This window comes from Qipengyuania gaetbuli, from assembly GCF_009827315.1.
Lineage (GTDB): Bacteria > Pseudomonadota > Alphaproteobacteria > Sphingomonadales > Sphingomonadaceae > Qipengyuania > Qipengyuania gaetbuli.
Genome location: NZ_WTYF01000004.1, coordinates 278,659 through 305,212, shown reverse-complemented (window position 1 = coordinate 305,212; position 26,554 = coordinate 278,659). Strand labels below are relative to the sequence as shown.

Annotated in this window: 23 protein-coding genes; 9 read left to right on the top strand and 14 right to left on the bottom strand. The window is 63.6% G+C overall.

What is annotated here, in order from left to right; translation table 11 throughout:
- Positions 1–72: 72 nt before the first annotated feature.
- Positions 73–1,503, bottom strand: a complete 1,431-nt coding sequence (locus GRI42_RS03805) for a coniferyl aldehyde dehydrogenase (protein WP_199800421.1) — start codon at positions 1,501–1,503, stop codon at positions 73–75.
- Positions 1,504–1,592: 89 nt separating this feature from the next.
- On the opposite strand from GRI42_RS03805, the gene GRI42_RS03800 reads away from it, so the two are divergent.
- Positions 1,593–2,789, top strand: a complete 1,197-nt coding sequence (locus tag GRI42_RS03800; protein ID WP_160607026.1) for a thiolase family protein — start codon at positions 1,593–1,595, stop codon at positions 2,787–2,789.
- Positions 2,755–3,168, top strand: a complete 414-nt coding sequence (locus GRI42_RS03795; protein WP_234033821.1) for a hypothetical protein — start codon at positions 2,755–2,757, stop codon at positions 3,166–3,168. The genes GRI42_RS03800 and GRI42_RS03795 overlap by 35 nt, the downstream gene beginning before the upstream one ends.
- A 3-nt stretch (positions 3,169–3,171) precedes the next feature.
- On the opposite strand, the gene GRI42_RS03790 is transcribed toward GRI42_RS03795, so the two are convergent.
- Positions 3,172–3,639, bottom strand: coding sequence for an SH3 domain-containing protein (locus tag GRI42_RS03790; RefSeq protein WP_160607024.1), 468 nt, complete (start codon positions 3,637–3,639; stop codon positions 3,172–3,174).
- Between the two features lie 82 nt (positions 3,640–3,721).
- Between GRI42_RS03790 and GRI42_RS03785 the strand changes: the two genes are divergently transcribed.
- Positions 3,722–4,747, top strand: a complete 1,026-nt coding sequence (locus GRI42_RS03785; RefSeq protein ID WP_160607023.1) for a 2-hydroxyacid dehydrogenase — start codon at positions 3,722–3,724, stop codon at positions 4,745–4,747.
- A gap of 53 nt (positions 4,748–4,800) precedes the next feature.
- Entirely contained in the window at positions 4,801–5,229 is a 429-nt protein-coding gene (locus GRI42_RS03780; RefSeq protein WP_160607022.1) for a nuclear transport factor 2 family protein, read from the top strand.
- A 6-nt stretch (positions 5,230–5,235) separates the two neighbouring features.
- Here GRI42_RS03780 and GRI42_RS03775 read toward each other — a convergent pair whose 3' ends face one another.
- The 5 genes from GRI42_RS03775 to GRI42_RS03755 all read right to left on the bottom strand — a co-directional run bounded on the left by GRI42_RS03775 (position 5,236) and on the right by GRI42_RS03755 (position 12,023).
- Positions 5,236–6,642 (bottom strand): NAD(P)H-dependent flavin oxidoreductase, encoded by a 1,407-nt coding sequence (locus GRI42_RS03775; protein WP_160607021.1) that lies wholly within the window; start codon positions 6,640–6,642, stop codon positions 5,236–5,238.
- A gap of 37 nt (positions 6,643–6,679) precedes the next feature.
- Positions 6,680–7,399, bottom strand: coding sequence for a class I SAM-dependent methyltransferase (locus tag GRI42_RS03770; RefSeq protein ID WP_160607020.1), 720 nt, complete (start codon positions 7,397–7,399; stop codon positions 6,680–6,682).
- A complete protein-coding gene (gene prfB, locus GRI42_RS03765) occupies positions 7,396–8,523 on the bottom strand; it encodes a peptide chain release factor 2 (protein ID WP_160607019.1) in 1,128 nt (375 codons plus the stop codon). Before prfB ends, GRI42_RS03770 begins: the two co-directional genes overlap by 4 nt.
- Positions 8,524–8,610: 87 nt before the next feature.
- Positions 8,611–11,127 (bottom strand): penicillin-binding protein 1A, encoded by a 2,517-nt coding sequence (locus tag GRI42_RS03760; protein WP_170289997.1) that lies wholly within the window; start codon positions 11,125–11,127, stop codon positions 8,611–8,613.
- Positions 11,128–11,189: 62 nt separating this feature from the next.
- Positions 11,190–12,023 (bottom strand): N-acetylmuramoyl-L-alanine amidase family protein, encoded by an 834-nt coding sequence (locus GRI42_RS03755; RefSeq protein WP_234033819.1) that lies wholly within the window; start codon positions 12,021–12,023, stop codon positions 11,190–11,192.
- A 468-nt stretch (positions 12,024–12,491) separates the two neighbouring features.
- On the opposite strand from GRI42_RS03755, the gene GRI42_RS03750 reads away from it, so the two are divergent.
- Positions 12,492–15,215 (top strand): Rne/Rng family ribonuclease, encoded by a 2,724-nt coding sequence (locus GRI42_RS03750; RefSeq protein WP_160607017.1) that lies wholly within the window; start codon positions 12,492–12,494, stop codon positions 15,213–15,215.
- 48 nt (positions 15,216–15,263) lie between these two features.
- Here the strand turns inward: GRI42_RS03750 and GRI42_RS03745 are convergent, their stop codons facing one another.
- The 3 genes from GRI42_RS03745 to GRI42_RS03735 all read right to left on the bottom strand — a co-directional run bounded on the left by GRI42_RS03745 (position 15,264) and on the right by GRI42_RS03735 (position 18,049).
- Positions 15,264–15,899, bottom strand: coding sequence for a class I SAM-dependent methyltransferase (locus tag GRI42_RS03745; RefSeq protein ID WP_160607016.1), 636 nt, complete (start codon positions 15,897–15,899; stop codon positions 15,264–15,266).
- Between the two features lie 66 nt (positions 15,900–15,965).
- Positions 15,966–16,721 carry a nucleotidyltransferase family protein gene (locus GRI42_RS03740; RefSeq protein WP_160607015.1) on the bottom strand — a complete coding sequence of 252 codons (756 nt, stop codon included), beginning with the start codon at positions 16,719–16,721 and terminating at the stop codon, positions 15,966–15,968.
- Positions 16,718–18,049 carry a lipopolysaccharide biosynthesis protein gene (locus GRI42_RS03735; protein WP_160607014.1) on the bottom strand — a complete coding sequence of 444 codons (1,332 nt, stop codon included), beginning with the start codon at positions 18,047–18,049 and terminating at the stop codon, positions 16,718–16,720. Before GRI42_RS03735 ends, GRI42_RS03740 begins: the two co-directional genes overlap by 4 nt.
- 81 nt (positions 18,050–18,130) lie before the next feature.
- Between GRI42_RS03735 and GRI42_RS03730 the strand changes: the two genes are divergently transcribed.
- Positions 18,131–19,303, top strand: coding sequence for a hypothetical protein (locus tag GRI42_RS03730; protein WP_160607013.1), 1,173 nt, complete (start codon positions 18,131–18,133; stop codon positions 19,301–19,303).
- Here GRI42_RS03730 and GRI42_RS03725 read toward each other — a convergent pair.
- Positions 19,278–19,973: an HAD family hydrolase gene (locus GRI42_RS03725; RefSeq protein WP_234033973.1), complete on the bottom strand. Its 696-nt coding sequence runs from the start codon at positions 19,971–19,973 to the stop codon at positions 19,278–19,280. The two genes, GRI42_RS03730 and GRI42_RS03725, sit on opposite strands and share 26 nt — an antisense overlap.
- Positions 19,974–20,055: 82 nt before the next feature.
- On the opposite strand from GRI42_RS03725, the gene GRI42_RS03720 reads away from it, so the two are divergent.
- From GRI42_RS03720 to zapE, 3 genes are read left to right on the top strand one after another with little or no spacing between them, the layout of a single operon-like run.
- A complete protein-coding gene (locus tag GRI42_RS03720) occupies positions 20,056–20,838 on the top strand; it encodes a succinate dehydrogenase iron-sulfur subunit (RefSeq protein ID WP_160607011.1) in 783 nt (260 codons plus the stop codon).
- A 1-nt stretch (position 20,839) separates the two neighbouring features.
- The gene (locus GRI42_RS03715) at positions 20,840–21,310 is read left to right on the top strand and encodes a PaaI family thioesterase (RefSeq protein ID WP_160607010.1); all 471 of its coding nucleotides are present in this window, start codon (positions 20,840–20,842) and stop codon (positions 21,308–21,310) included.
- The gene (gene zapE, locus GRI42_RS03710; protein WP_160607009.1) at positions 21,307–22,422 is read left to right on the top strand and encodes a cell division protein ZapE; all 1,116 of its coding nucleotides are present in this window, start codon (positions 21,307–21,309) and stop codon (positions 22,420–22,422) included. The genes GRI42_RS03715 and zapE overlap by 4 nt, the downstream gene beginning before the upstream one ends.
- A gap of 10 nt (positions 22,423–22,432) precedes the next feature.
- Here zapE and GRI42_RS03705 read toward each other — a convergent pair whose 3' ends face one another.
- The 3 genes from GRI42_RS03705 to GRI42_RS03695 are packed head-to-tail and all read right to left on the bottom strand — an operon-like array spanning position 22,433 to position 26,554.
- Positions 22,433–24,331 (bottom strand): XrtA/PEP-CTERM system amidotransferase, encoded by a 1,899-nt coding sequence (locus GRI42_RS03705; RefSeq protein WP_160607008.1) that lies wholly within the window; start codon positions 24,329–24,331, stop codon positions 22,433–22,435.
- 11 nt (positions 24,332–24,342) lie between these two features.
- Positions 24,343–25,341, bottom strand: coding sequence for an exosortase A (gene xrtA / locus GRI42_RS03700; RefSeq protein ID WP_160607007.1), 999 nt, complete (start codon positions 25,339–25,341; stop codon positions 24,343–24,345).
- The gene (locus tag GRI42_RS03695; RefSeq protein WP_160607006.1) at positions 25,331–26,554 is read right to left on the bottom strand and encodes a TIGR03087 family PEP-CTERM/XrtA system glycosyltransferase; all 1,224 of its coding nucleotides are present in this window, start codon (positions 26,552–26,554) and stop codon (positions 25,331–25,333) included. Before GRI42_RS03695 ends, xrtA begins: the two co-directional genes overlap by 11 nt.

Sequence of the window (26,554 nt, the reverse complement as noted above, 5' to 3'; positions counted from 1 at the left end):
GTGCGCCTCTAGGCCCCTAGCCGTGACGGTGCAAGGGCGCGAATCGTGCAATTCGCGCATCCCTTCCCCAGCCTATTTCATCATCTTGTCGATCGCCTTGCGCGTCGCGTCGCCATAGGGCGGCTTGAAACCGGCCAGCTTGGCAACGTCGATCTTGGGCTGTGTGTAGACGCTGCGCGCGTGGCTGAATTCGCGGAAGCCCTCGATACCGTGGTAGCTGCCCATGCCCGACGGCCCTACGCCGCCGAACGGCAGGTCTTCCATCGAAACGTGGAAAATCACGTCGTTGACCGTCACGCCGCCGCTGATCGTCTTGGTGAGAACCTTGGACTGTTCCCCAGAATCCTGGCCGAAGTAATACAGGCCGAGCGGGCGATCATGCTCGTTAACATAATCGATCGCCTCGTCGATGTGCTTGTAGGTCTTCACCGGCAGGACGGGACCGAAAATCTCTTCCTGCATCGCTTTCATGTCCTCGGACACGTTCTTGAGGATCGTGAGTGGCATCTTGCGACTGTTGGTGTTCGAAAAATCCTCGTTGCCGGGATTGACCTCGATCACCTCGGCGCCCTTCTCACGCGCATCGGCGACGAGCCCCCGGAGGCGGTCGAAATGCCGGTCGGTGACCACGCTGGCGTAATCGTCATTGTCGAGCAGGGTCGGATACATGTTGGCGGTGCCCTGCCAGACCCCGTGAATCGCCTCGTCCTGCTTGCTTTCGGGGACATAGAGATAATCAGGCGCCAGGCAGATCTGGCCCGCGTTCATCATCTTGCCCATGGCAATACGCTCGCCCGCTTTTGCGAAGTCCGCGCTCTCGCCCATGAACACCGGGCTCTTGCCGCCCAGCTCGAGCGTGACGGGCACGAGGTTCTTCGACGCGGCTTCCATGACCTTGCGGCCAGTGGCAGTCGAACCGGTGAACACGAGGTGGTCGAACGGCAGGTCGGAGAACGCCCCGGCCACTTCGGGACCGCCGGTGAACACGGCGCATTCATCCTCGGCGAAATATTTCTCGACCAGTTCCTTCATCAGGTCGCTGGTCTTTTCGGTGAACTCGCTCGGCTTGATCATCGCACGATTGCCGGCAGCAAAGACCTGCATCAACGGGCCGAAGGTCAGGTTGACGGGGAAGTTCCAAGGGCTGAGGATGCCAATTACGCCCTTCGGTTCGTAGCGCACTTCCGCCTTCGCACCGAGCAAGCCGAGCGGGAACTGGACGTGGCGCTTGTCGGCCTTGGCCCAGCCGTCCATCCGCTTGAGGCAGTACTTGCCGAAATTGATGGTCCCGACGATGTCGGTCATCATCGACTGCATCGGCGAACGGTTGCCGAAGTCGGCGCTCATCGCCTTGCACAGCTCGTCGGCATGATCTTTCAGCAGCTTGTTGGCGCGTTCGATCCGGTCCTTGCGCAGCGCCATCGGCTCTGGCCGCATCTGGTGATGGGCGGCACGCTGCTTGCGCAGGACTTCTTCCATTCGCACCAGCCGTTCGTCCGCCATCGTATTCTCCCTTGGTCTGTGTTGCGCCGCAGCGACGCCTTGCCTATCTCTGCGGCACGATATTCCAGAACCAGAGGACCAGCACAAGCATGACCCAGTTCAGCGCAAACGATCCCGTCGTCATTCTTTCCTATGCCCGCACCCCGATGGGCGGGATGCAGGGAGCCCTCGCGGACGTTTCCGCTACCGACCTGGGCGCCACGGCCGTCAAGGCGGCTGTCGAACGTTCGGGCGTTTCGCCCGAGGCCTTCGACCGCACCTACATGGGCTGCGTCCTTCCCGCGGGCCTCGGCCAGGCCCCCGCCCGCCAGGCGACGATCAAGGCCGGCCTGCCCAAGTCGGTGCAGGCAACGACCGTCAACAAGGTCTGCGGCAGCGGCATGCAGACGGTCATCATGGGTGCAGAAGCGCTTGCCAGCGGCACGGTCGACTATGTCGTCGCGGGCGGGATGGAGAGCATGACCAATGCCCCGTACCTCCTAAAGAAGCACCGCTCGGGCGCCCGCATCGGCCACGACACGGCCTATGACCACATGTTCCTCGACGGGCTGGAAGACGCCTACGAGGAAGGCCGCGCCATGGGCACTTTCGCGCAGGACACGGCGAACCAGTACCAGCTGACGCGCGAAGAGATGGATGCCTATTCCATCGAATCGCTGCGCCGCGCCAATGCCGCCATCGAGAGCGGTGCATTTGCCGACGAAGTCGTCCCCGTGACCGTCGCGACCCGCGCCGGTGAAGTCACCGTCGAGCATGACGAACAACCCGGCAAGGGCAAACCCGACAAGATCCCGCAGCTTCGCCCGGCCTTCGCGAAGGACGGGACGATCACGGCCGCCACCTCGTCGTCGATTTCCGACGGTGCGGCAGCGGTCGTACTCACGCGCGAAAGCGTGGCGAGCGCGAATGGCCAGCAGCCTGTCGCGAAGATCGTCGCCATGGCCGCCCATGCGCAGGAGCCTTCGGAATTCACCGTCGCTCCGGTCGGCGCGATCACCAAGGTGCTCGACAAGGCCGGCTGGTCAGCCGACGACGTCGATCTGTGGGAAGTGAACGAGGCCTTCGCCTGCGTCGCCATGTTTGCCATGCGCGACATCGGCATCCCGCACGAGAAGATTAACGTCAACGGCGGCGGTACGGCTCTGGGCCACCCCATCGGCGCCAGCGGCACGCGCATCATCGTCACGCTGCTCAACGCGCTCAAGAAGCAGGGCAAGAAGCGCGGCGTCGCATCGCTATGCATCGGCGGCGGTGAAGCCACTGCTGTCGCAGTCGAACTGCTCTGACCCCATGAAGGGTGGTGATTTGCCGGGACGGCGGCTTGCGGCCGCCACTTTCGCAATCGCCACCCTCGCCCTTGCTGCTTGCGACCCGGTTGGCGGGAACGAAGCTTCGGAGCCCGAGGCTCCCGATCCGGCCAGCATAGCCGGCAGCTATGAAGCGACGCTCGAAGACGGCCGCACCATCATTCATACGCTCGGCGAAGACGGCACCTATCGCGATGTCGATGGCGAAGGAAATCCGGTCGAGATAGGAACCTGGCGTCTGGCCGAAGGGGAAATCTGCTACGATCCCGAAGGTAGCGATCCGGAAACCTGCTTTGCTGGCGGGCCTTCCGGAAAGGTCAGGCGCGTGGAGCGTCCAGGCTCGGAAGCGGCCCAGTAACGCTCAGGGTTCTCCTGCGCCCCACAAGCGCTGCTGCGGGACGTAACCGCGGCGATTGTCCACGGCGAATTCGCACCAGTTGTCGTCGCAATCCCCCAGCGTTCCAACCACGCCGGGCTCGATCCGCCATTTGACCGTCGATGATCGGTCGGGCTTCGCGTAAATCGCGCTTTCGCCCTCTCCCACGACGATCGCCCCGCGTTCGTCGGTCAGCAGGCGGGCAACCACCCAACCCTGCGTACCATCGGGATCCTCGATCAGACGCCACCCTTCCATCACGCGGATGACCTTCACGGGCAGTCCCTTGCGGCGATAGACCCAGTCGATCTTGTAATCCTCGCTCGGCCCGACGCGCATGTTCAGTTCCTTGGCCCGGATGCTCGCCCAGTAAGGGACTTCGCGATCCTGTGCGGACGCGGGGGAAGAAACCAACAGTACGGCAACGAGCAAGGCGGAAAGGCGTGCGATCATGGCCGCATGTCTACTTTGCGGCCCAACCTGCTTCAAGCACCGCTTGACCGTTTCCCGCACCAAAGCGTAGCGGTGCCGGAACATGACCGATCACGATCACGCATCCGACCGCCCCCAGAAGCGCCTCGACCGCAAACCGCGGGTGACTGTCACCCGCCATCTGGCCGCAGCCGTCGAGACGCGCATGAGCGACCTGTTCGAGGCAAACCTCAACCTCACCGACGAACCGATGAGCCGTGACGCCATTGTGGCGGCCATGCAGGACTGCGACGTGCTCGTTCCCACCGTGACCGACCGGATCGATGCTTCGGTGATCGAGGCAGCAGGCCCTGACCTGCGGCTCATCGCCAATTTCGGTGCCGGGACCGAGCATCTCGACCTGAAAGCGGCGGCTGCCCGCAAGATCATCGTCACCAATACGCCGGGCGTCTTCACCGACGATACGGCAGACCTGACCATGGCAGGTATCATCGGTGTGCCGCGCCGCGTGCGCGAAGGTGTGGAACTCATCCGCAGCGGCAAATGGACCGGCTGGGCGCCTACCGCGATGCTCGGGCGCAAGCTGGGCGGAAAATACCTCGGCATCCTCGGCATGGGCCGTATCGGCCAGGCAGTCGCGCACCGCGCCCGCGCCTTCGGACTAGAAATCCTCTATCACAACCGCAAGCGCCTGCCCGAAGCGGTCGAGCGGATGTTCGGCGCGACCTGGGTGGAAAGCATCGACGAGCTCGTTGCACAGGCCGACATCCTCACCCTTCACTGTCCGGCAACGCCCGAAACCCGCGGCATCATCGACGCGCGCAGGATCGGCCTGATGAAAGAAGGGGCGAGCCTCATCAACACGGCCCGCGGCGACCTGGTCGATTACGAAGCCTTGATCGCGGCGCTCGAAGCGGGACACCTCGCCGGCGCAGGCCTAGATGTCTATCCGGATGAACCTAACGTCGATCCACGGCTCATTCGCCATCCCAACGTCATGACACTGCCGCACATCGGCAGCGCGACCCGCGAAGGCCGCGAAGATTCGGGTATGAAGGTAATCGCCAACATCCGAATGTGGGCGGACGGGCACCGTCCCCCGGACCAGGTTCTCACCGGTCTTCGATAAACGACCGATTACAGCGCATTGCATTGCTGCGGCGGGCTTGTAATGCTCGCCCCATGGATGAATTCGCCGCCAAGATCGAAGCGTTGGAGCACTTGTGGATGCGCAGCTGGGTGCAGCGCGACCGCAACCAGATGAAGGCCTTGGCCGGGCGCGACTTCATATTCCTGCTCGGTTCGAAGAGCCCTGCGATCCTCGACCGCGCCAGTTGGCTGGAAGCTGCGACCACGCGCTTTCGCTGCACCGGCTATCGCTTCGACGACGTCTATGTTCGCCGTCACGGTCCGATAGCGGTTTTTGCCGCGCGCATGACGATGGATGCGACGATGGGCGATCACGAATGGTCGGGCGAAACCTGGCTCACGGACGTGTGGCGCATCTCCAAGGTGCGCCGCAAATGGCGCATCCTGGAACGCACGATCTCGCGTCCGGACACCGACAAGGCGATGCCGGACGCGATCAGATCGATGCAGCTCTGGCGCTAGGCCGGCTCAGTCGCCGGTCAGGATACGCTCGACTAGTTCCTTCACCGTCGGCGTGAAATTGTTCGAATAGAACGGGTCCTGCTTGAAGCGGTATGCAGCGTGGCCTGCAAAGGCAAGGTTCTCGTCCGGATCGCCGCCATGGGCGATGTCTTGCAGCGTCTTCTGGATGCAGAAGCTGCGCGGGTCGGCAAGACGACCGGTCGTGTGGTCGTCGTGATCTTTCCAGCTCGAGAACTGGCAATGCGAGAGGCAGCCCATGCAGCCCTGCTGGTCAGCCCTGATCTGCTCGGCGCTCTGAGGTGTTACGAAGACGACCGTATTGTCGGGCGTCTTCAGCGCCTCGGTGAAGCCTTCGTGCATCCAGGCCTGCGCCTTGCGCTGGTCGCCCGGGTGCACGAAGAAGTACTTGGCCTTGCCGTGGTCGGCCAAGGGAACGGTGCCTTCTTCCTCGTCGCGCTTGAAGATCGGGATCTGGCGCTCCGAGCGATGCATCAGGTCGTAGAGGAACGGCGTCTTTACCGCGGAAGAGTAGAAGCCGGTCGGGCTGAACTTGTGCAGCAGCACGTCGCCCGGTTCGACCGTGCGGAGCATGTCCTTCCAGACCTGCGGGATCGGGCTTTCGTGCGTCAGCAACGGACGCGTGCCGAACTGGAAGGCGATCTTGCCGAGTTCAGGATTTTCGATCCAGTCGTTCCATTCGCGCAGGAACCAGACGCCGCCCGCCATGACGATAGCGGTATCTTCCGATACGCCTTCCGCACGCATGGTTTCGCGCAGCGCCTTGACGCGCGGATAGGGATCTTCCGGCTTGGTCGGGTCTTCCGCGTTCGAGAGTCCGTTGTGACCGCCTGCCAACCAGGGATCTTCATAGACCACCGCGGCCATCAGTTCGGGTACCTTGGAGTAGCTGCGCTTCCAAAGAGCGCGAAACGCACGAGCCGAGCTGACAATGGGGAGGTAGTGAACGTTGAAGCGGGCCGCGATCTCGGCCAGCTTGTAGGGCATACCTGCGCCGCAGGTGACTCCGGTGATCAGGCCCTGGCAATTCTCCAGCACACCTTCGAGGACCTGCTGAGCGCCGCCCATCTCCCACAGGACATTGATGTTGATCGCACCCTTGCCGCCCGAGATTTCATGGGCGCGCCGGACCTGTTCGGTGGCGCCGTCGATCCCGTAGCGCACGAGCTGTTCGAAACGCTCCTTGCGGGTGGCCTGCGGATAGACCTGCGGAATGGGATTCCCATCCTCGTCATAACTGTCGGCATTCACGGCGCTGACCGTGCCGATACCCCCTGCAGCAGCCCATGCCCCGGAACTGGCGTGGTTGGTCGCGGAAACGCCCTTGCCGCCTTCGACCAGCGGCCAGACTTCGCGTCCACCATAAAGAATGGGGCTCAAACCCTTGAAACTCATGTAATCCTCTCTCTACGCCAAAGCGTACTCTAACCGTCTAGTCCCCGTTGACGTCGTCCACTCTACAGGGTTTGATTTCGCTCGGCTCCGGCCTGTTAGCCGCTGCCTTGAACTGTGCATAGTACCCCGACAGCTCGGGGGCATCCTTGAAAGCCACAAGTTCGTATCCGACGCGGCGGAATTCGCACGACAGCAGCAGTGGGTCGATCCCGTGCTGGTCGGTCGGGCGATCGACATCGACCACGATGACCTGCCCGCCTTTGCGAAGCGCGGGCCACATGTTCCACAGGAATTCGTAGGGCTGCTGGATCTCGTGGTACATGTGGACCATGAAGATCCGGTCGAAGCTGTCTGCAGGCAGCTTGGGATCGGCCGGTTCGCCCAGCCTGATCGAGACATTGTCGAGCCGCTGGCGCTCGACGCGCCGGGCCAGCAACTGCAGGGCCTCGGGATCGATGTCCTGAGCCAGAACGCGACCGCCGTCGCCGACCCGCGGCGCCAGTCGCACGGTGTAATACCCGCTCCCAGCGCCGATATCCGCCACGGTCATGCCAGCTTCGAGTTCGGCGAGGTCCATGACCTTCTGCGCTTCGCCGCGGCTGTCGCGCGCGTCCTCGGTGGAAAACTGGTAGGAGATAACTTCCGATACAGGGCGGTCGGGTGCCGGGAAAACGGTACCTTCCCCGCTCCCGCCCCCAAGCGCATCGCATCCTGCAAGCGCGGCAAGACAGGGGACAAGGGCGAGGCCCAGCCTCACTCGGTGTCCTCCACCTCGAGCGTCTCGCCGGTCACGCGCTGGGCAAGCGCGGCCGAAATGAACGGATCGAGAGCGCCGTCGAGAACGTCGTCTGGCGTCGGAGAGGTAACGCCGGTACGCAGGTCCTTGACCATCTGGTAGGGCTGCAGGACGTAGCTGCGGATCTGGTGCCCCCAGCCGATCTCGCTCTTTTCCTGGTATTCACCCGAAGCGGCAGCCTCACGCTCGGCCATTTCGCGTTCGAACAGGCGGGCCTTCAGCATGTTCATGGCCGTGGCCTTGTTCTTGTGCTGGCTGCGATCGTTCTGGCTCGCCACCACGATGCCGGTCGGCTGGTGGGTAATACGGACGGCGGAATCGGTCGTGTTGACGTGCTGGCCGCCCGCACCCGATGCGCGGTAGGTATCGATCTTGAGGTCGGCCGGGTTGATCTCGATATCGATGTCGTCGTCGATCACCGGGTAGACCCAGACAGAACTGAAGCTGGTGTGGCGCCGGGCAGAGCTGTCGTATGGACTGATCCGGACGAGACGGTGCACGCCGCTTTCGGTCTTGGCGTAGCCATAGGCATTTTCGCCCTTGAGCAGCAGTGTGGCAGACTTGATGCCTGCCTGGTCGCCTGACTGGTACTCGACAGTCTCGACCTTGAAACCGCGACGTTCGGCCCAACGGGCGTACATGCGGAAGAGCATTTCCGCCCAGTCCTGGCTTTCGGTGCCGCCGGCCCCTGCATGGATTTCGACATAGGTGTCGTTGCCGTCGGCTTCGCCAGAAAGCAGCGCCTGCACCTTGTCGCGGTCTGCACGGTCGGCGAGCATTGCCAGGGTTTCGAGGCCTTCGCGGGTGACTTCGTCGTCGCCCTCCGCTTCGCCCATTTCGACGAACTCGATGGCGTCTGCCATCTCGCTTTCGATCTCGCGCACCGTATTGATCGCGGTCTCGAGGCGCTTCTGCTCCTGTGTGATCGCCTGCGCCTGCTTGGGGTCGTCCCAAAGCTTGGGGTCCTGCACGCGTGCGTCCAGCTCGTCGAGCCGGCGCAACGCACGGTCCCAGTCGAGCGACTGGCGGACCAGCGCCAGAGCGGCTTCGATACGGTCGATTTGGGCCTGCCCTTCGGCACGCATGGTCACAATTCCTTGTTGTCTCTTGACCGGTCCACCTAACGAGCGGGCCGGGATTGTAAAGTTGCAGCGGCGCAGAAGCGGGGCTCGCTAGTAGATGCCCTCGTTTTCCTCGACGAAGTCGCCGGGCCCTTCCTCGCGCACGGTCGAGGTCTGGCTGGTATTAGCGCGGACGCCTTCGCGGGCCCGGCGGATCAACTCGAGGATCTCGGCGCGCTGGGCGGCCAATTCGTCGGACCTCGTCGAACGCGGCGGTTCGGTGTCTGGCTTGAAGGCTTCCCAAATGACGGCCGCAGTCGGCTCGTTGGAGGGTGTTCCTTCGAACACGCGTTTGCCGGTGCGGCGGTCGATCTTGACCATGCGGATGCCGGGAGGCGCGATGAAATCCTGTGCGGTCCAGCGCTCTTTGGTCTCCTGGACGAAACGCTGCATGATCGGCGCAGCGGTATTGCCGCCCTGCACCCACCCACCAAGATTGCGGGGCTGGTCGAAACCGACATACATCCCCGCCACGATGTCGGGCGTGCCGCCGACGAACCATGCATTGGTGGGGCCGTTGGTCGTTCCGGTCTTGCCAAACATCGGCAGCTCGAGACTGCGCAGGCGCACCGCCGTACCACGCGTCACGACGCCCTGAAGCATATGCACCATCTGGAAGGCCGTGCGCGGGTCGAGCACCTGTTTGCCCGAAGGTTCGAAACGCGGCATGGGCTGGCCGTCCCATTCATCCATGTTGCAGCCCGTGCATTCGCGCTTGTCGGAGCGGTAGATGACCTTGCCGCGACGATCCTGGACGAAATCGATGACCGTCCCGGGATTCATCCGGCCCCAGTTGGCTAGCGCCGCATAGGCGTTGACCATGTTGACGACCGTGGTGTCGCCCGCGCCCAGCGCGAAGGAATAGTATGGTTCGTAATCGCCGATACCGAGCCGCTTAATCGTCTGCACGACATTCTGCATGCCCGTGTCGTCAGCGATGTGGACCGTCATGAGGTTGCGGCTCTGTTCCAGGCCCCAGCGAAGCGTGTGTTCGCCGCCGCCGCCACCGCCGAAGTTGCGGAAGCATTTTTCGCCCAGGTTTGCGCCTTGCCAGACGCAGAAGGTCTGGTCGGGCACCATGGTCGCCGGAGTCATGCCATTGTCCAGCGCCGCCGCGTAAACGAACGGCTTGATGGTCGAGCCCGGCTGGCGCAGCGCCTGCGTCGCACGGTTGAAGCTACCCAGACGGCTGTCGAAACCGCCCTGCATCGCGAGGATGCGGCCGGTTTGCGGGTCTTCCGCAAGGAACGCGCCCGACACCTCGGGGATGGCCCGCAGGCGGTAGCCGGAGCCCGAGGGCTCGGCCGCCACTACATCGCCGACACGCAACGTGCTCGGCGCGTCGGCGAGGGGATAATCCTTGCCATCGGTCAGACCGAGCTTGGGCGAACCGCCGCCTTCCGTAACCACGCCGATCCGCCAGTTGCGGTAATTGGTGGACAGGTTGGACGAGGCGAGCTGCCCGTGAAGGTCGCCATTGTCGGGATTGAGCGTCGCAACCGGACCTGTATAGCCGCGGTTGCCATGATAGCTCAGCAGCTGGGCACGCAGCGCATCGCGCGCAGCGTCCTGCAACTCGACGTCGAGCGAGGTGCGAACCCACAGGCCGCCGGCATAGACGCTGTTGCCGCCGTCTTCCGCCGTCTCGCCGAACTGGTCGATCAACTGGCGCCGCACTTCTTCCAGGAAGTAGCCTGCATCAGCAGAGCGTTCGCTGCGCTGCTGGACGAGGCCGAGCGGCTGCGCCTTGGCCTGTGCGGCTTCGGCGGCAGACACGAAATCGTTCGCGACCATCTGGTCGAGCACGAAATTGCGGCGGGCGACCGCCATGTCGCGGAATCGCTCGCGGCCATAACGTTCGGGCGCCTTGGGCAGGATTGCAAGGAAGGCAGTCTCGTGCAGTTCGAGCTGGTCCACATCCTTGTCGAAATAGGCGCGCGCTGCGGCCTGCACGCCGAAGCTGCGGCGACCGAGCGGGATTTCGTTCAGATAGAGCTCGAGGATTTCCTGCTTGGTCAGCACCTGTTCGATGCGCTGGGCGAGGATCATTTCCTTCAGCTTGCGGGTGACCGAGTATTCGTCCCCGAGCAGCAGGTTCTTGGCGACCTGCTGGGTGATGGTCGAACCACCCACCGCACGCTCGCCCGAACCGTATTTAGTGGCGTAGTCGAACACCGCGTTAAGGGTGCCGGTGAAGTCGACGCCGCTATGGCTGAAGAACGTTTTGTCCTCGGCCGACAGGAACGCCTCGATCATCTGCTGAGGGAAGTCGATATACTGCAATTGCACCCGTCGTTCGCGGGCGTAGGAATGGACGATCTCCCCGTCGACGCCGCGAACGACTGTCGGCAGAGGCGTTTCGTAGTCGAGCAGGCTTTCCGCATCGGGCAAGTTGCGCGCCAGCGAAGCCCATAGGAGGACCAGCAGCATGACCGCGATACCGATGAGATAGGTCAGGACGCGCAGGCGCTGGTTGTGATGCCAGTTCTCGCGCATCCAGTCTGCAAAGCGCACCGGATCGCCGGTCAGGCGACCGCGGGCGTACTCGAGGAAAGTCTTGTCGAACATAGTCTAGCGGGGCCTTTAGCACGCGATTTCCGGCGCGCGCCACAACAACTAGCCGGATGGCCTCAGCTTTCCTCCCGGCGGGCGAAATAGAGTGCGATCGCGCGGCTCATGACCTGCGCGAAACGTTGCCGGCCCTCGGGCGAAGCAAGACGGCGCGCATCTTCCTCGTTCGTGATGTAGCCGCTTTCGAACAGGACGGACGGTATGTCCGGCGCCCGCAGGACTTTGAGGTCAGCAGCGTGACGAGGTTGCGGGTGGAAAGTGATCACACCCTCGCCGGCCCGCTGGATGAGGCGCGCAAACTCGTCGGACTGCGCCTGCGTCCGGCGCTGCGACAGCTCCACAAGGATGTCGCTGACCGTGTCGCTGGTCACGCCCAGATCGACACCGTTAAGGCGGTCGGACGCGTTCTCCCGGGCGGCGAACCGCGCAGCTGCAGCGCTCGATGCGCGGTCGGACAGGGTGTAGATACTGGCGCCTTCCACCTCGCCAGCATCGCCCGCGCTGTCGGCATGGATGGAAAGGAACAGGTCGGCGCCGAGGCGACGGGCCATTTCGAAGCGTTCCGAATGCAGCAGGTAGCGATCGTCGTCCCGCGTCAGGGCGACCCGGGCGATCTTGCGCGATTCGATCTCGTCGCGCAGCGCGCGCGCCAGGCCGAGCACCAGCGTCTTCTCCCGGTATCCCGACGCGGACGCGCCCGGATCGAAGCCGCCGTGCCCAGGGTCGATGACGATGAGCGGCAGCGAATCGGCTCCCCGCACCTGCGGCAATTCGGCACGGACTGTCTGCTGCGGCAGACTGGCGCGCAGCACGATACCGGGCTCCGGTCCCGCGAGGCCCGACTGCCATGCAAGCCCGATCGCCCCGGCCAAAGAAGCAAGGGTCAGCAGCATCGGCGCGAGTATCTGCATGAGCGGAGACATGGGACCAAAAGCTTAAGGCTTCGCGGACCTTATGCGCAATATGGTTGCCGTTCGAAACCCACGGTGCTAGCGCCGAAACGAACGGTCCGATGCCTCCGTTCGGCGCGATTGATACGCGACGAAGAGGGTCGCCGGGCTCGTTTTCACCTCATCACACCGGTGAGGCCCCAATTTTGTACAGGTTGATGCAGAGCAAGCACTCACCCCTTTTCGCTTCCAGCACGCTGTTGAACGGCATGGCTATGGCGATTTCGGGCCCGGCAGCGCGCACCATGCACCGTGCAGCATCTGCAGACACGAATCACCGGCTTGGCGATCGCAGCGCCTCGATCCGGTCGTCGAATGCCTTCGGCCCGACAACGGGTCGTGGTTCCTACACACAATCGCGCGGCAGGAAGGACGGGTACACCCCGCCCCGCTGCGCATGGAGAATAATCAATGGCAACGCGCATGCTAATCGACGCGCGCCACCAGGAAGAAACCCGGGTGGCGGTCCTCAAGGGAAACCGGATTGAGGAATTCGATTTCGAATCTGCCGACAAGAAGCAGATCAAGGGTAATATCTATCTCGCAAAGGTAACCAGGGTCGAACCGTCGCTGCAGGCGGCCTTCGTCGACTTTGGCGGAAACCGTCACGGTTTCCTCGCCTTCAGCGAAATCCACCCTGACTATTACCAGATCCCCAAGGAAGACCGCGCCGCCCTGCTCGCTGCAGAGGCCGAGGCTGCGGAAGAAGAGCAGCGCCTGCGCGCCGAAGAGGAAGAGCGCGGCGAACTGCCCGGCGAGGAATACGACGCCGACGAGGAAAGCGCCGAAGCACTGGCCGAAGACCTCGCGGAAGACGGCCTCGAGGAAGTGGACACCTCGGATAAGGACGACGTGGCCACCATCGAGGAAGGCCATCTCGACGGCGACGAGGACGACGACGACGATGCGGACGGCGATGACGACGCCGAGGCGGAAGACCGTTCGAAGGATCGCGGTCGCCGCGGTCGCGGACGCCGCCAGGGCAAGGGCCGCAGCCGCGCCAAGGAAGTCGACGAAGCCCGCGCCAAGCGCATGGCCCTGCGTCGCAAGTACAAGATTCAGGACGTCATCCAGCGCCGCCAGGTCCTGCTCGTCCAGGTCGTGAAGGAAGAGCGTGGCAACAAGGGTGCCGCACTTACCACCTATCTCAGCCTCGCCGGCCGCTACACGGTCCTCATGCCGAACAGCAGCCACGGCGGCGGCATCTCGCGCAAGATCAATTCCGCGAGCGACCGCAAGCGCCTGAAGCAGATCGTCGGTGATCTCAGCCTACCCAAGACCATGGGTCTGATCGTGCGCACTGCCGGCCTTTCGCGCACCAAGACCGAGATCAAGCGCGACTTCGATTACCTTGCCCGCCTGTGGGACGAAATCCGCGAGAATACTCTCGCATCGGCCGCGCCGGCGCTGATCCATTCGGACAGCGACCTCATTAAGCGCGCCATCCGCGACATCTACAACAAGGAAATCGAGGAAGTCGTCGTCGAAGGCGAGGAAGGCTACAAGTCGGCCAAGGCCTTCATGAAGATGCTCATGCCCAGCCACGCACGCCGGGTGAAGCAGTATGTCGACCCCGTGCCGCTGTTCCAGCGCTATGGCGCGGAAGACCAGCTCAAGGCGATGTACGATCCGGTGGTGCAGCTCAAATCGGGCGGTTACCTGGTGATCAACCCGACCGAAGCGCTCGTCTCGATCGACATCAACTCGGGTCGTTCCACCAAGGAACACAATATCGAGCAGACGGCGCTGTCGACCAACCTCGAAGCGGCCAAGGAAATCGCCCGCCAGCTGCGCCTGCGCGACATGGCCGGCCTGGTGGTGATCGACTTCATCGACCAGGAACACCACTCGAATACCCGCAAGGTCGAGCGCGCGATGAAGGATGCGCTCAAGAGCGATCGCGCGCGCATCCAGGTGGGCCGGATCTCCAGCTTCGGCCTCATGGAAATGAGCCGCCAGCGCCTTCGCACCGGCGTGCTCGAGGCGACCACCCGCGAATGCCCGCATTGTGACGGTACCGGCCTTGTCCGTACCGCGAGCTCGGCGGGCCTCTCGGCCCTCCGCCTGATCGAGGAAGAAGCCGCCAAGGGTAAGGGAACGAAGATCCGTCTCGCTGCCAGCACCGAAGCAGCGGTCTACCTCCTCAACGAGAAGCGCAACGACCTCATCGAAATCGAACAGCGCTACGGCGTGACGGTCGAAGTCGTGCCCGAAGGCGAGGACGAAGGCGCCAAGATGAGCGTGTCGAGCCACGGCCCCAAGCCGAAGGACGCGCCGCGCTTCGACACCATCGTCGATGACGATGACGAGGACGAAGATATCGTCGACGAGACCGACGAAGACGAAGAAACCGAAGAAAACGAGGACGACGACCGTCCGCGCAAGAAGCGCCGCCGCCGCCGCGGTGGTCGCGGTCGCAACAAGAACCGCGACCGTGACGAGGATGCCGAAGACGAAGGATCCGAGGACGCCGACGAAGAAGGCGACAAGCCCGAAGCCGGCGAGGAAGACGTCGAGGACAAGCCGCGCAAGCGTCGTCGTCGCGGCGGTCGCCGCCGTGGTGGTCGCGGGCGTGGCGGCAAGTCGGACGAGGTGACCTCCGAAGACGCTGCCAATCTGGAAGAGGTGTCCGAACAGGTCGTTGACGACATGGCAGTCGTCGCGGGTCCGGAAGACACCCCTCAGACCGCCGAAGAGGCAGCCGAGGAAAAGCCCAAGAAGAAGCGCGCGCCGCGCCGCAAGAAGGCTGCCGAAGCCGAAGCTCCCGAACAGGCGCAAGCGCCTGCAGAGGAAAAGCCCGCGGAAGAAAAGCCGAAGCGCTCGCGCAAGAAGAAGGCCGACGTAGAAGCTGAACCGGCTGCCGAAAATGCAGCGGAAGCAGAGGAAAAGCCGAAGCCCAAGCGCACGCGCCGCAAGGCTGCCGACGCGGAGCCTGCAGTTAGCTCGGAAGAACCTGCCGAGAAGCCCAAGCGCACGCGCAAGAAGAAGGCAGAAGAAACCGTCGAGGATCAGCCCAAGGAGAAGAAGGCTTCAAAGTCCGCCTCCAAGGCTTCGGCCGAAGCCGGTGACGACAGCGATGGCGACGCCGATGGCAAGCCGAAGCGCGGCTGGTGGCAGAGAACCTTCGGCGAATAACCGCTTAACGACCGCCCGCCCTGCCAGTGCAGCGCGGGCGGTTTGCTTTCAGACTCCGGCGCGCCGCGCGACGCCCCATTCCATCCAGCCCATGATGCGCGGAGCCTTGGGTAGGTAGTCCTGCCCCATCGGGGCAACATCGAACCCGGCGGCTCTCAGGCTGGAGCCGATCGGGCGCGTCAGGTGGCAGCCGCCTGCCAGCGGCTTCCATACGGGCTCTACGCGTTCCTGCCACCGGGCAACGCCGGGGTCGGGGGCACGTCCATGCTCGAGGAACAGCAGCTTGCCGCGTGGTTTGAGGATGCGCCGCAACTCGCCCAGAACCTTGGCCGGGTCCTCCACCGAACACAGGGTAAAGGTCACCACGGCCGTATCGAACGAACCGTCGGCAAACGGGATATCCTCTCCCACGCCCTGGCGGATGTCGTGCTCCCAGCCCTTCTCCCGCGCTCTCTGGCGGGCGGCATCGAGCAATGTCTCGTTCGGGTCGATCCCGCTGAAGGATGTTACCCTTTCGCTATCGTATAGCGACTGGTTCAGCCCACCGCCGCACCCGAGTTCGAAGACCTTGCCTTCGGCCAGCGGCACGATTTCGCGCCGGCGCCTCTCGATGGGTTTCTGCCCGCAAGCGAGCGTGATCATCCGCGGCATTATGTGCCGGTCGTAGAAACTTCGCACTCCCATGCGTTTCTCCACCTGCGGGGAAGCGCACTATGCCCGAATTTTCGAAAGTGGGAACCGGTTTCGGTATCAGCCCGGTTTGCGGGCGAGATAGCCCCTGATGTCGGCAAGGTCCTGCGGCTTGTCGACATCGACCGCTGCCAGCCCGTTTTCCGCCCTTACCAAGCGCGCTTCGACACCCAGTCGGCGCCCCAGAGTCTCGATGCCCTGCGCAAGGGTCAGCCTGCCAAGCGCATAGGACATCAGCGATGCAAGCCCGAGCCGCCTTACGATCCGCCAGGGGCGCTTCCTGTCAGCCTCGACCGCTTTCCAGCTTTCGATTGCTGCGCGCGATCGGGGGGTCGCAAGATAGAAGAGGTTGCACCCTGACCAGGCTCCGTCGGCGAAGTTGAGATAGGTCCGCCGCGTGCCGGGCATGTGCGCCTCGATATCGGCTCGATGCGCCAGCATGACGCCGACATCGGCGTCGGCAGGCGTGTCCGACACCAGTTGCGTGATCCAACCACCTTCGAGCAGTGCATGGTCTGCCGTAGTGACGACAAGCGGCGTCCCCAATTCCTCGAAAGCGATGGCAGCACTCTCGCTCGGCCCCTGTCCGGTAGGCAAAACCTCCGCGCCAAGTTCCTTCGCGAGCTTCATTACTTCGGGATGGTCGCAGGAAACGCCGATGCGTGCCGCCCCGGAACCCTTCAGGCTGGAAACGACCCGCTCCAGCAGGCTCCGCCCTTCTATTTCGATCAGCGCCTTGTGCGCGGCGCCCTCGGCGCCTGCCAGCGGGTCGCCCCCCGGCCTCGTGCCGGCAAGAACCAGAGCCGAGAAGGTCACGCGGCTGCCGCCTTCCGGCGAAGCTGGCGCAGAATCATCCAGACCGTGACGCTCATCGCGAAGTAGAACACGCTCATCGCGAGTGCGACCGCCCAGCCCACGCCGACCGGGCCGAAGGACACGAAGCCGAGGATGGCAATCACCAGGACCGCGATGGCTAGCAGCCTGACGCGCAGTGCGTGTCCGGCATAGCCCGTCGAATATAGCGTAGGCTCATAGGATACGCTGGCCAGTTCGAAGGCCGCGCCCACCGCCAGCGGAACGAGTACCACTGCGCCGCGTGCGTAGTCATCGCCCCCGATCAGGACGAGCAGCGGCTCGCCCAGGAACAGGGCTGCCAGGAGGACAACCACGCCTGCCAGCGCGGCAATACGGGTCACCCGGCGAACCAGCGTTTCGAACCGGTGCGCCTCGTCGGCCATCTGCGCGATGGCGAATTCAGGCAGGACGGCCCGCGCGATCAGGACAGCGAACTGCTTCACGCCCTGCGCCAACTGGTCAGCAAGGCGATAAAGGCCGGCAGCACTGGTCCCGAGGAACAGGCCGACCGCCAGCAGCGGCCCCTGCCTGACCGCAGCGTCGAGCGAGGTCGCCAGATAGGTCACACCGAAGAAGCCGCGCACGCCCTCGTTCTCGGCAAACATCGCCTGCCAGTGCCCGAAGTGCTTGCGGTGGAAAGCTTCCGGCGCGAGGCGCGAGGCGGCAATCCAGTAACAGGCGGCCGAAAGCAGGTCGAAGAATGCCCAGGCGAAGAGGAACTTGCCGACGCTGGCCCCCGACCACAGGATGATCCCGCTGGCGATGAGCCGGCCCGTCGGGATGATCGCTTCGATATACATGCCCACATCGAACCGGCCCAGGACGCGCACGATACCGCTTGGCGTGGTCAGCCGCGACCACATCAGGGCGCAGGCGAACAGGAACCCCATGGTCGTGAATTCGGGATTCAGTTCGAGAATTTCCGCAAAACCGAAGTACAGCAGGGCGGCAATCATGCAGCCCGTGACCGCGCCAAGGATATCGGCCGAAGTGCAAAACCAGATCAGGCGACCGAAGCGCGGCTGGTCGTTCTCGAGCACGGGCTGCGCACCGAAGCGGACCAGCGTCTGCCAGGTCTGGAAACCGGCCACCGCCACCAGCGCCTGCGCGGTTCCGAAGATGAGGGAAAAGTGCCCGAAGTCCTTTAGGCCCAGCGAACGGGCGAGGATCGCGAGGTAGAAAAAGCTGCAAACGGCCCCGAAGCCCTTGCCTCCGAGGATCCATGCCAGGTTGCGCAGAATGTTGGACAACCCGTCACGACGCTGCGCGGGTTCTTGGGGCGGCTGCATGGCGCGGACCTTTGGACGAATTGTGCCTCTGGCGCAATTGCAGCATTTGCCGGACGCCCATCGGCGCACTATGGGCGCGCCATGCGGGCGCTGTTCCTCTTCAACCACGATGCCGGTCACCAGGTCGCTCACCTCGCGGGAATTGCCGCCGCCATGGCCCGGTTGCACCGCGACATCGAGACGGTGGTCGCGTTTGCGACTCCGGCCATTCGCGCAAGGCTTGAAGAACTTGTCGACGAGACCGATGCAGCGCTGATCCGCTGGGAAGAGCTCAGCCTGTCGCCAATGCAGGCGATAGTGACACGTCCGCTCGACAAGTTGCTTCCCGCAAGCCGCCTGTTGCGGCTACGTGCCCATGTCGACCTGTTTGCCAGCGCCGACATGATCATCTCGACCGAGCGCACCTGCCTGCGCCTGCGCAAGCATATCGCAGCAGACCGCATGCCCCTGTTTGCCAAGGTGCCGCATGGAGCAGGCGATCGCAGCGTCGCCTATCACCCGGACTACACGCTGTTCGATCGCAGTTTCGTGGCGGGGCCGAAGGTAGTGGACCAACTCGTCGCTCACGGCGTGGACCGTGAAAAGCTGGTAGTGGTCGGCTATCCCAAGTTCGAGGGCATCGATCTGAACGCGAAGCCGGAATTCTTCGGCAATGGCCGGCCGACCTTCGTCTACAATCCTCATTTCGACCCGAACCTGTCAAGCTGGTACGACCACGGCCCCGACTTGCTGCGGTGGTTCGCCAGCGAGGAAGGTCAAGCCTTCAACCTCGTGTTCGCGCCGCACGTCATGCTCTTCAAGAAGGAGCTGCACGTCTCGCCCGAATATAAGATCGCCCGCAAACGGCCGGAAGTCCCCGCCGAGGCGCTGGCGGCTGCCAACATCATCGTCGATCTCGACAGCCCGCGCCTTTTCGACATGAGCTACACGCTGGGGGCGGACGCCTATATCGGCGACGTGTCGAGCCAGATCTACGAATTCCTCGCTCGCCCACGCCCCGCCTTCTTCATCGATGCAAGGCGCGAGAAGATTGCCGCGGACGACGAATGGCACCTGTTCTGGGAAGCAGGCCCTGTCGTCCAGTCCGCGTCCGAACTTGCGGCGATACTGCCGGATTTCGCGTCCATCGGCGAACGCTTCACGCAGCGCCAGAAGGAGATTTTCTCCTACACGATCGACCTGGGGGACCGGCCCGCCAGTGAACGGGCGGCAGACGCTATTTCGCAGGCTATCCGACAGAAAGCGGGTCAATAACCCGCCAGCCCCGCACCTCGGCGCGAGCAGTTTCCCGTTTCGAGGTCGTCACGAAGACCGGCTCGTCCGCCCAGTCGAGCAGCGGCGCATCTGCGAAACTGTCGCTAACGAAACGCACCGTGGCATGCTCTCGGTCGATTCCCTGATCGGCAAACCAAGCCAGCACGCGCGCTTTCTTGGTTTCACCGTAGCAATTGCCACCGGGGATATCGGAACCATCCCATTCCGTGGCGATAAGGTGCGCAAAGCCCAGCCTTTCGGCAAAACCCGAAGCGTAGAAACCGAAAGCAGCGGTGGCGATCATCAGACGGGCATCTGCCTTGCGATCTTCTTCCAGCAGGCGGAGCGTGTGGGGCATGAGCCCGGGATTCTCGATCCGCGCCTGTGCATATCGATCCCCTAGCGACGACAGGGTTTCGCGCGCGGGACTTCCCGTCATCAACTTCATTCCGAAACGCTTCAGCGCAGTGCGGGAATAGAGGCCGGCCCGGTAGCCGATCATGGCGAGCACCCAGACAGGCATCAACGCCAGGCGCCACGGGGCCAACCTCCTCGCTCCGAATGCGAGAAAAGGAGTAAATGTCGGCTGCCTGGTAAGGGTCCGGTCGAGGTCGTAGATCGCTATGCGCACGTTGCCGCGCTGCCACGCCAAAGGAAGCGGTGCAAGCATCTCGCTCAAGGGCCCATCCAGCCCTTGCACCATGCGCCCGAAACGCTAGATGGGTTGCGTAAAGCAACAGGATCGCTTCGCAATGGCTACTTTCACCCTCCCGAAGAACTCAAAGATCAATGGCAAGGGCCGTGCCCACAAGGCCGACGGCGCGGGCCGGGTGAAGAAGTTCAAGATCTACCGCTACGATCCCGACAGCGGGGAAAACCCGCGCTACGACACGTTCGAGATCGATCTCGACGATTGCGGCCCGATGGTTCTCGACGCGCTGTTCAAGATCAAGAACGAGATCGACCCGACGCTGACCTTCCGCCGGTCCTGCCGCGAAGGCATCTGCGGTTCCTGCTCGATGAATTTGAACGGCAAGAATGGCCTCGCCTGCACCACCGCGATCGACGATCTCAAGGGCGAAATCCGGATCACCCCCCTGCCCCACATGGAAGTGGTCAAGGATTTGGTGCCCGATTTCACGCACTTCTACGCGCAATATGCCTCGATCCGCCCCTGGCTCCAGACGGTCAGCCCGACGCCCAGCGGCAAGGAGCGCCTCCAGTCGCCCGAACAGCGCGAAAAGCTGGACGGCCTTTACGAGTGCATCCTGTGCGCCTGCTGTTCGACCTCGTGCCCGAGCTATTGGTGGAACAGCGACAAGTTCCTCGGTCCCGCAATCCTGCTCCAGGCCTATCGCTGGTTGGCCGACAGCCGCGACGAGATGACGGGCGAACGCCTCGACCAGCTCGAAGACCCATTCCGCCTGTATCGCTGCCACACCATCATGAACTGCGCGAACGTCTGCCCCAAGGGCCTGAGCCCGGCGAAGGCGATCGCCGAAACCAAGAAGATGATGGCAGAGCGCGCCATTTAAGGTGGCGCTTCCCGATTCCGTTTTCGAGCATGGCCCCGACCCGGAAAATCCGGGCTGGCGGCACTGGAACCTGAAAGACGACACGCTGTTCAACGGCGCCGTGATGGGCAAGCTCATCACTCGCGTCGACGACGATGGCCGTGCGCGTCTCCGGATGTTCCCTGAACGCCGGCATGAGAATTTGCAGGGCATCGTCCACGGTGCCGTGACGCTGTCGCTCATCGACATATCGTTGTTCACAACCATGCACACGATCGGCAGCGGCAATGCAGGGCCCTCGGTTACGCTGGAGCTTTCGACCCAGTTCGTGGGCGCCGGCGATCCGACCCGCCCGCTCGATGCCGTGTGCGAAATCGTGCGGGAAACCGGCAGCCTCGTGTTCGTGCGCGGGACCGTAGTGCAAGAAGACCACGTCGTCTGCGCCTTCTCCGGCATCGTGAAGAAGATACACGCCCGCCCTAAACCGCAATGACCGGCATGCTGGCCCGCTACGAGCGGCTGGTGGCCGCGGGCGAATTGCAGGCTGATCCCGACCAGCGCCGCGCGGCACAACGCCTCGACCGCCTGCAGAAGGACCTTGAGGCGGAGAATCCAGGCGGTCTCTTGTCGCGGCTGTTCCAGGCCAAGAAGGCCCGGCCGCAGGGCGTCTACATGTGGGGCGGCGTAGGTCGCGGGAAGTCCATGCTCATGGACCTTTTCGTGGAGACGCTCGGCATCGAACAGAAGCGCCGGGTCCATTTTCACGAATTCATGCTGGAAGTGGACCAGCTCATCCGTGAAGAGCGCCGCAAGGAAAGCGGCAATCCGATCGGCCCGGTCGCAAAGCGGATCGCAGAACAGGTGCGCTGCCTTGCCTTCGACGAGATGGTCGTCACGAACACCGCCGATGCGGCGATCATGGCACGCCTGTTCACCGCGCTTATCTGCGACGAGAACGTAACCATCGTCACGACAAGCAATCGCCCGCCTGCGGACCTCTACAAGGATGGCCTGAACCGGTCGCTGTTCCTGCCTTTCATCGACCTTGTCGAAGCGGAACTGGACGTACTGCCCCTGAACGGGCCGACCGATTACCGCCTTGATCGCCTCGGCGACCTCGAGACCTGGCACACACCGCTGGGCGAGGAAGCGACCGCGCAAGTTCGCGAGGCCTTCTTCCGTCTGACCGACTACGCGCCCGAAGATGCGGCCCATGTGCCCAGCGGCGAACTGCAGCTTTCAGGGGGCCGCACGCTCCATGTACCCAAGAGCTTCAAGGGTGTGGCAGTATTCAGCTTCAAGCGCCTCTGTGCAGAAAACCGCGGCGCGGCAGACTACCTCGCCATCGCGCACGCCTATCACACGGTGATCGTGGTCGGCATCCCGCGCCTTTCGCCCGAGAACCGCAACGAGGCGATCCGGTTTACCAAGCTCATCGACGCGCTCTACGAAAACAGCGTGAAGCTCTTCGCGACGGCCGCAGCGGAGCCGGAAGACCTTTACGTCAGCGGTGACGGGGCGTTCGAATTCGAACGGACGGTCAGCCGCCTGAAGGAAATGCAGAGCAGCGATTACATGGCCCGCGGCCACGGGCTCGAAGCCTGAAATCTGCCCGCTAGGCGCTTGCGCCGAGTTTCGCGAGCGACCTTTCCAGCATCAGCAATTGCCACAGGGTGCGGCCATGGTCCGCCCGCCCGCCAATATGTTCATCGGCGAGGCGCGAGAGGGCCTTGCGCGAAAACCATCCGCTGTCGACCAGCAGGCTACTGTTCGAAACCCGCCGCGCCTCATCGGCAAGCGCACCTTTGAACCACTGGGACAGCGGAGTCACGAAACCCTGCTTCGGGCGATAGAGGATGTCGTCGGGCAGGTACCGTTCCATCGTGTGCTTCATGAGCCACTTGCCGGTGGTGCCGCGAATGCGCTCGCGATCGGGCAGGCGGGCGGCAAATTCTACCAGGCGGTGATCCAGCAGGGGTTCACGCGCCTCCAGCGCGACGGCCATGCTGGTCCGGTCGGTCTTGGTCAGGATATCGCCCGGCAGCCAGAACTTCAGATCGGCATATTGCGCCCTGTCCAGCCCGCTTCGGGCCGGCGCCGCACGCATCACGGCCTCGAATGGTTGCTCGGCGCGGTAGTCTCCTCGCAGGGTCAGGAGCGTATCGCCGTACAGGACTTCGCGCTGTTCGGGCGCGAGGATGGACAAGGCCCTGGCGTATCCCGCTTCACCGCTTTGCGAGAGCGCAAGCAGGGTGGTTTTCGCCCGCAGCGGGCGCGGGGCCCAGTCTGCCTTGGGCCACAGGCGCCCCAGCGTCCCGAACACCGGTCCGCGCAGGGCAGAAGGCATGACGGAGCGCGCCTGTTCCTCGCGCATCTGGAACATCTGGCGGCGATAGCCAGCCAGCGCCTCGTCCGCGCCGTCGCCAGACAGGGCCACGGTCACGTGTTCCCGAGCCAGTTCGCATACGCGCAGGGTCGGCAGAGCGCTCGCATCGGCGAAGGGCTCGTCGAAGATCGCGGCGATCCGGTCGATCTCGCCGAACTGGTCGGCTGAAACGATGCGCTCTTGATGATCGGTGTCAAAAAGCTTTGCGACCGCGCGCGCATAGGAGGTTTCGTCGACGCTCTCCTCGTCGAAGCCGATCGAACAGCTGGTCACGGGTCGGTTGCTCGCCTCGCTCATCAGCGCAACGACCGAAGAGCTGTCGACCCCGCCGGACAGGAAGGCGCCCAGCGGTACGTCTGCAACCATCCGGCTGGTCACACCTTCGCGCATCAGGTGCAACAGCTGCGCGGAATGGTCCGCGGCGCTGCCCCGCTCCCGATGTTCGAAGCTGATGTCCCACCACTGGCGCGGCGGCGAAACCGGCCTGCCGTGTTCCAGCAGCATGAAGTGACCTGCCGGGAGCTTCGACACGTTCTTCAGGACGGCCCGGTGATCGGGGACGTAGCCCCAGGTCATGTAGTCTTCGATCGCCAGCGGATCGATTTCCCGCCGCATCATCGGATGGGCCAGCAGTCCCTTCAGTTCGCTCGCAAACGCCAGTGCGCCGCCGGGCAGATGGGCCAGGTAGAGCGGCTTTACGCCGAGCCGGTCGCGTGCAAGGAACAGTTGCTTTTTCTGCAGGTCGTACAGTGCGAAGGCGAACATGCCGTCGAGCCGCGACAGGCAATCGGGACCCCATTTCTGCCATGCAGCCAAGATGGTTTCCGTGTCGCCATCGGTGCGGAACTGCGCCCCGCCTTGCTCCAGTTCGCGTCGCAGGGCGCGGTAATTGTAGATCTCGCCGTTGAAGACGATCATCGCCCGCCCGTCGGCAGAAGCCATGGGCTGCGGCGAACCGGCAAGGTCGATGATCGAGAGCCGCCGGTGCCCGAGCCCGACGCCGGGCGCAGTCCAGACCCCCGATCCGTCCGGCCCGCGGTGGGCCAGCGCGTCGGTCATCGCCTCGACCCGCTTGGGATCGACCGGCTTGATCGTCTCGTAATGGAAAAGCCCCGCAATCCCGCACATGGCGGTGTCCCCTAGACCGGTCGAACCGCTGCCGCAAAAGCTCCTGCGACGAGGAGACTTGCAGCAAGGACCGGCAACGGCCGCGCGGGCCGATCGAAGCGCGTCAGCGCAGGCAGGCCGGCGACCTGCGACGCGGTAAAGCCTGCATCCTCGGGATCACGCTCGAACCAGCGCCATGCGATGCCAAGCACCAGCGCGATGACGAAACCGAAGAAGAACCAGCCATAGACGATATGGTCGAAGCTGCCGGCCGCTTCAGCCCCGACATATTGCGCGATGAAAATCGTTGCCCATGCACGGATGCCGTTCGCCACGATCGGCACGACAAGGCAGGCGGCAAGGAACCAGAACCGGCGTTTCCAGCTGGTGAAGCAGGTATGCGCGACCATGACGCCCAGCGCCATCATGGCGATCAGGAATTTCACGCCCGAACACGCTTCGGCCACGATGAAGAGGCCGGCCGGGGTCTCGATATAGATACCGTCGGACAGGGTTTCGATACCGCTCAGCTTGGTCAGCCACGTCGCAAGATAGGCGGTAATCGTCTGCAATTGCGGAATGATCTCGTCGCCGAAAGGCACCAGCGCAAACGCGTAGAGGAGCGGAAAGGCGAGGATCAGCCCGGCTCTCGGCCCGATGATGGCCAGCGTGGCACCCTGGAACGCGGCGATCACTCCCGCCTGGGCGAAGAGGTTGATGTCGAGCCAGCGACCGCCGAGCCACAGGCCCAGCCCTGCCATCATCCAGACAAGTCCGAGCCACCATCCGGCAGGTCGCACCTGCGCCAGATCGTCGCGCTTCAGCCAAGCGAGCCAGCCGATGATCGGGATGATCAGCAGGATGTGGCTGTAAGTGTCGATGTTCCACCACTGGTGCGCCATGCGCTGCCAGTCGCCGAAGGTGAGGCCGAATAGCGCGATCCAGAGCACAGCGAGCCTGTGGGCAGCCGTCTTCCAGCCATCGCTCGCGGTGCGGGCTTTCGCGTGGGTCATGGCGCTATCAGGCTGCATGGCTTGAAGCCGCCTTTGTCGCAACGATCCGGGCAAGTTCAGAATACACTGCTTCCCAACTCATCTTCTCGCGCACGAATTCACGGGCAGAAGTGCCGATAGCATCGCCGTGCGAGCGCTCGGCAAGGAGCCAGCGCATGCGTTCGGTCATCGCCCCCTGCTCGGCCTGTTCGATCAGGAGATGCTCGCCATCACGTCCATCGATGCCGGTGGCTGCTTCACGCGTCAGCATGACGGGGCGAGCCATCGCCATGGCTTCGAGCACCTTGTTCTGCACTCCTCGAGCGATGGTCATCGGTGCAAGCACGCAGTCGGCCGCGGCAAGAAAAGGCCGCACATCGGGCACCTCGCCCCAGATGCGTACTCCCGGCTGCCCTAGGTGGCGTTTCAGGTGGTCCGTGGGGGAGCGTCCCACAACATGGAACTCAGCTGTCGGAAAATGCTCGCGGATGGCCGGCATGAACGCATCGATGACCCAGAGCGCAGCACGCTCGTTGGGCTCGTAATCCATCTGTCCCGTGAAGACGAAATGCGGACCGGGCGCCATGGCGATTTCCTCGTGCGGAATCACCGCAGCGGGGTCGAAAAAGGCCGTATCGACGCCATTGCCGAGCACGCGAATGTCCTGGCCCTCTTGCTCCTCCAGCCGGTGGCGGAACAAGTCAGCCTCGTTCTCGCTGATCAGCATGGTCACATCGGCACGCGATGCGATACCGGCTTCGACCTCGCGCAACAGGCGCCCCTCGCGCCGGTTGATCCAGACGCGCGAGCCACTTTGCGCATAGGCTTCGAACTTGGCGGAATCGACATCGCACAAGTCGACAATGACGCGGCCTGTGAAGCTGTCGGGCACATATTGCGCCATATGGCCGGAAAAGACGAAGATGGTGTCGATGGGCCGCGCTGAGAGGGTTTCCTCCACCCACCGCTTCAGGCCCGCATCGTCGAATGCTGCGAGGCTGACCGGGCGCCGCGACAGTACGGCCTGGACCCCTGCCAACGCCAGCGGCTTGCTGCGCGAGGGAGAGTGCCAGGACGAGGCAATCTCCGCCATCGCACCGGTCTGCGCACGGTCCTCCGAATTCTCGGTGAAGGTGCCGACATGGACCGGTCCGAGCCGCGCGAGGCCTTTGAGCAGATGGTGTGAGCGGATCTTGTCACCGCGATTGGGCGGGAACGGGATGCGATGCGCAAGGAAAAGGGTTTCGCCCAT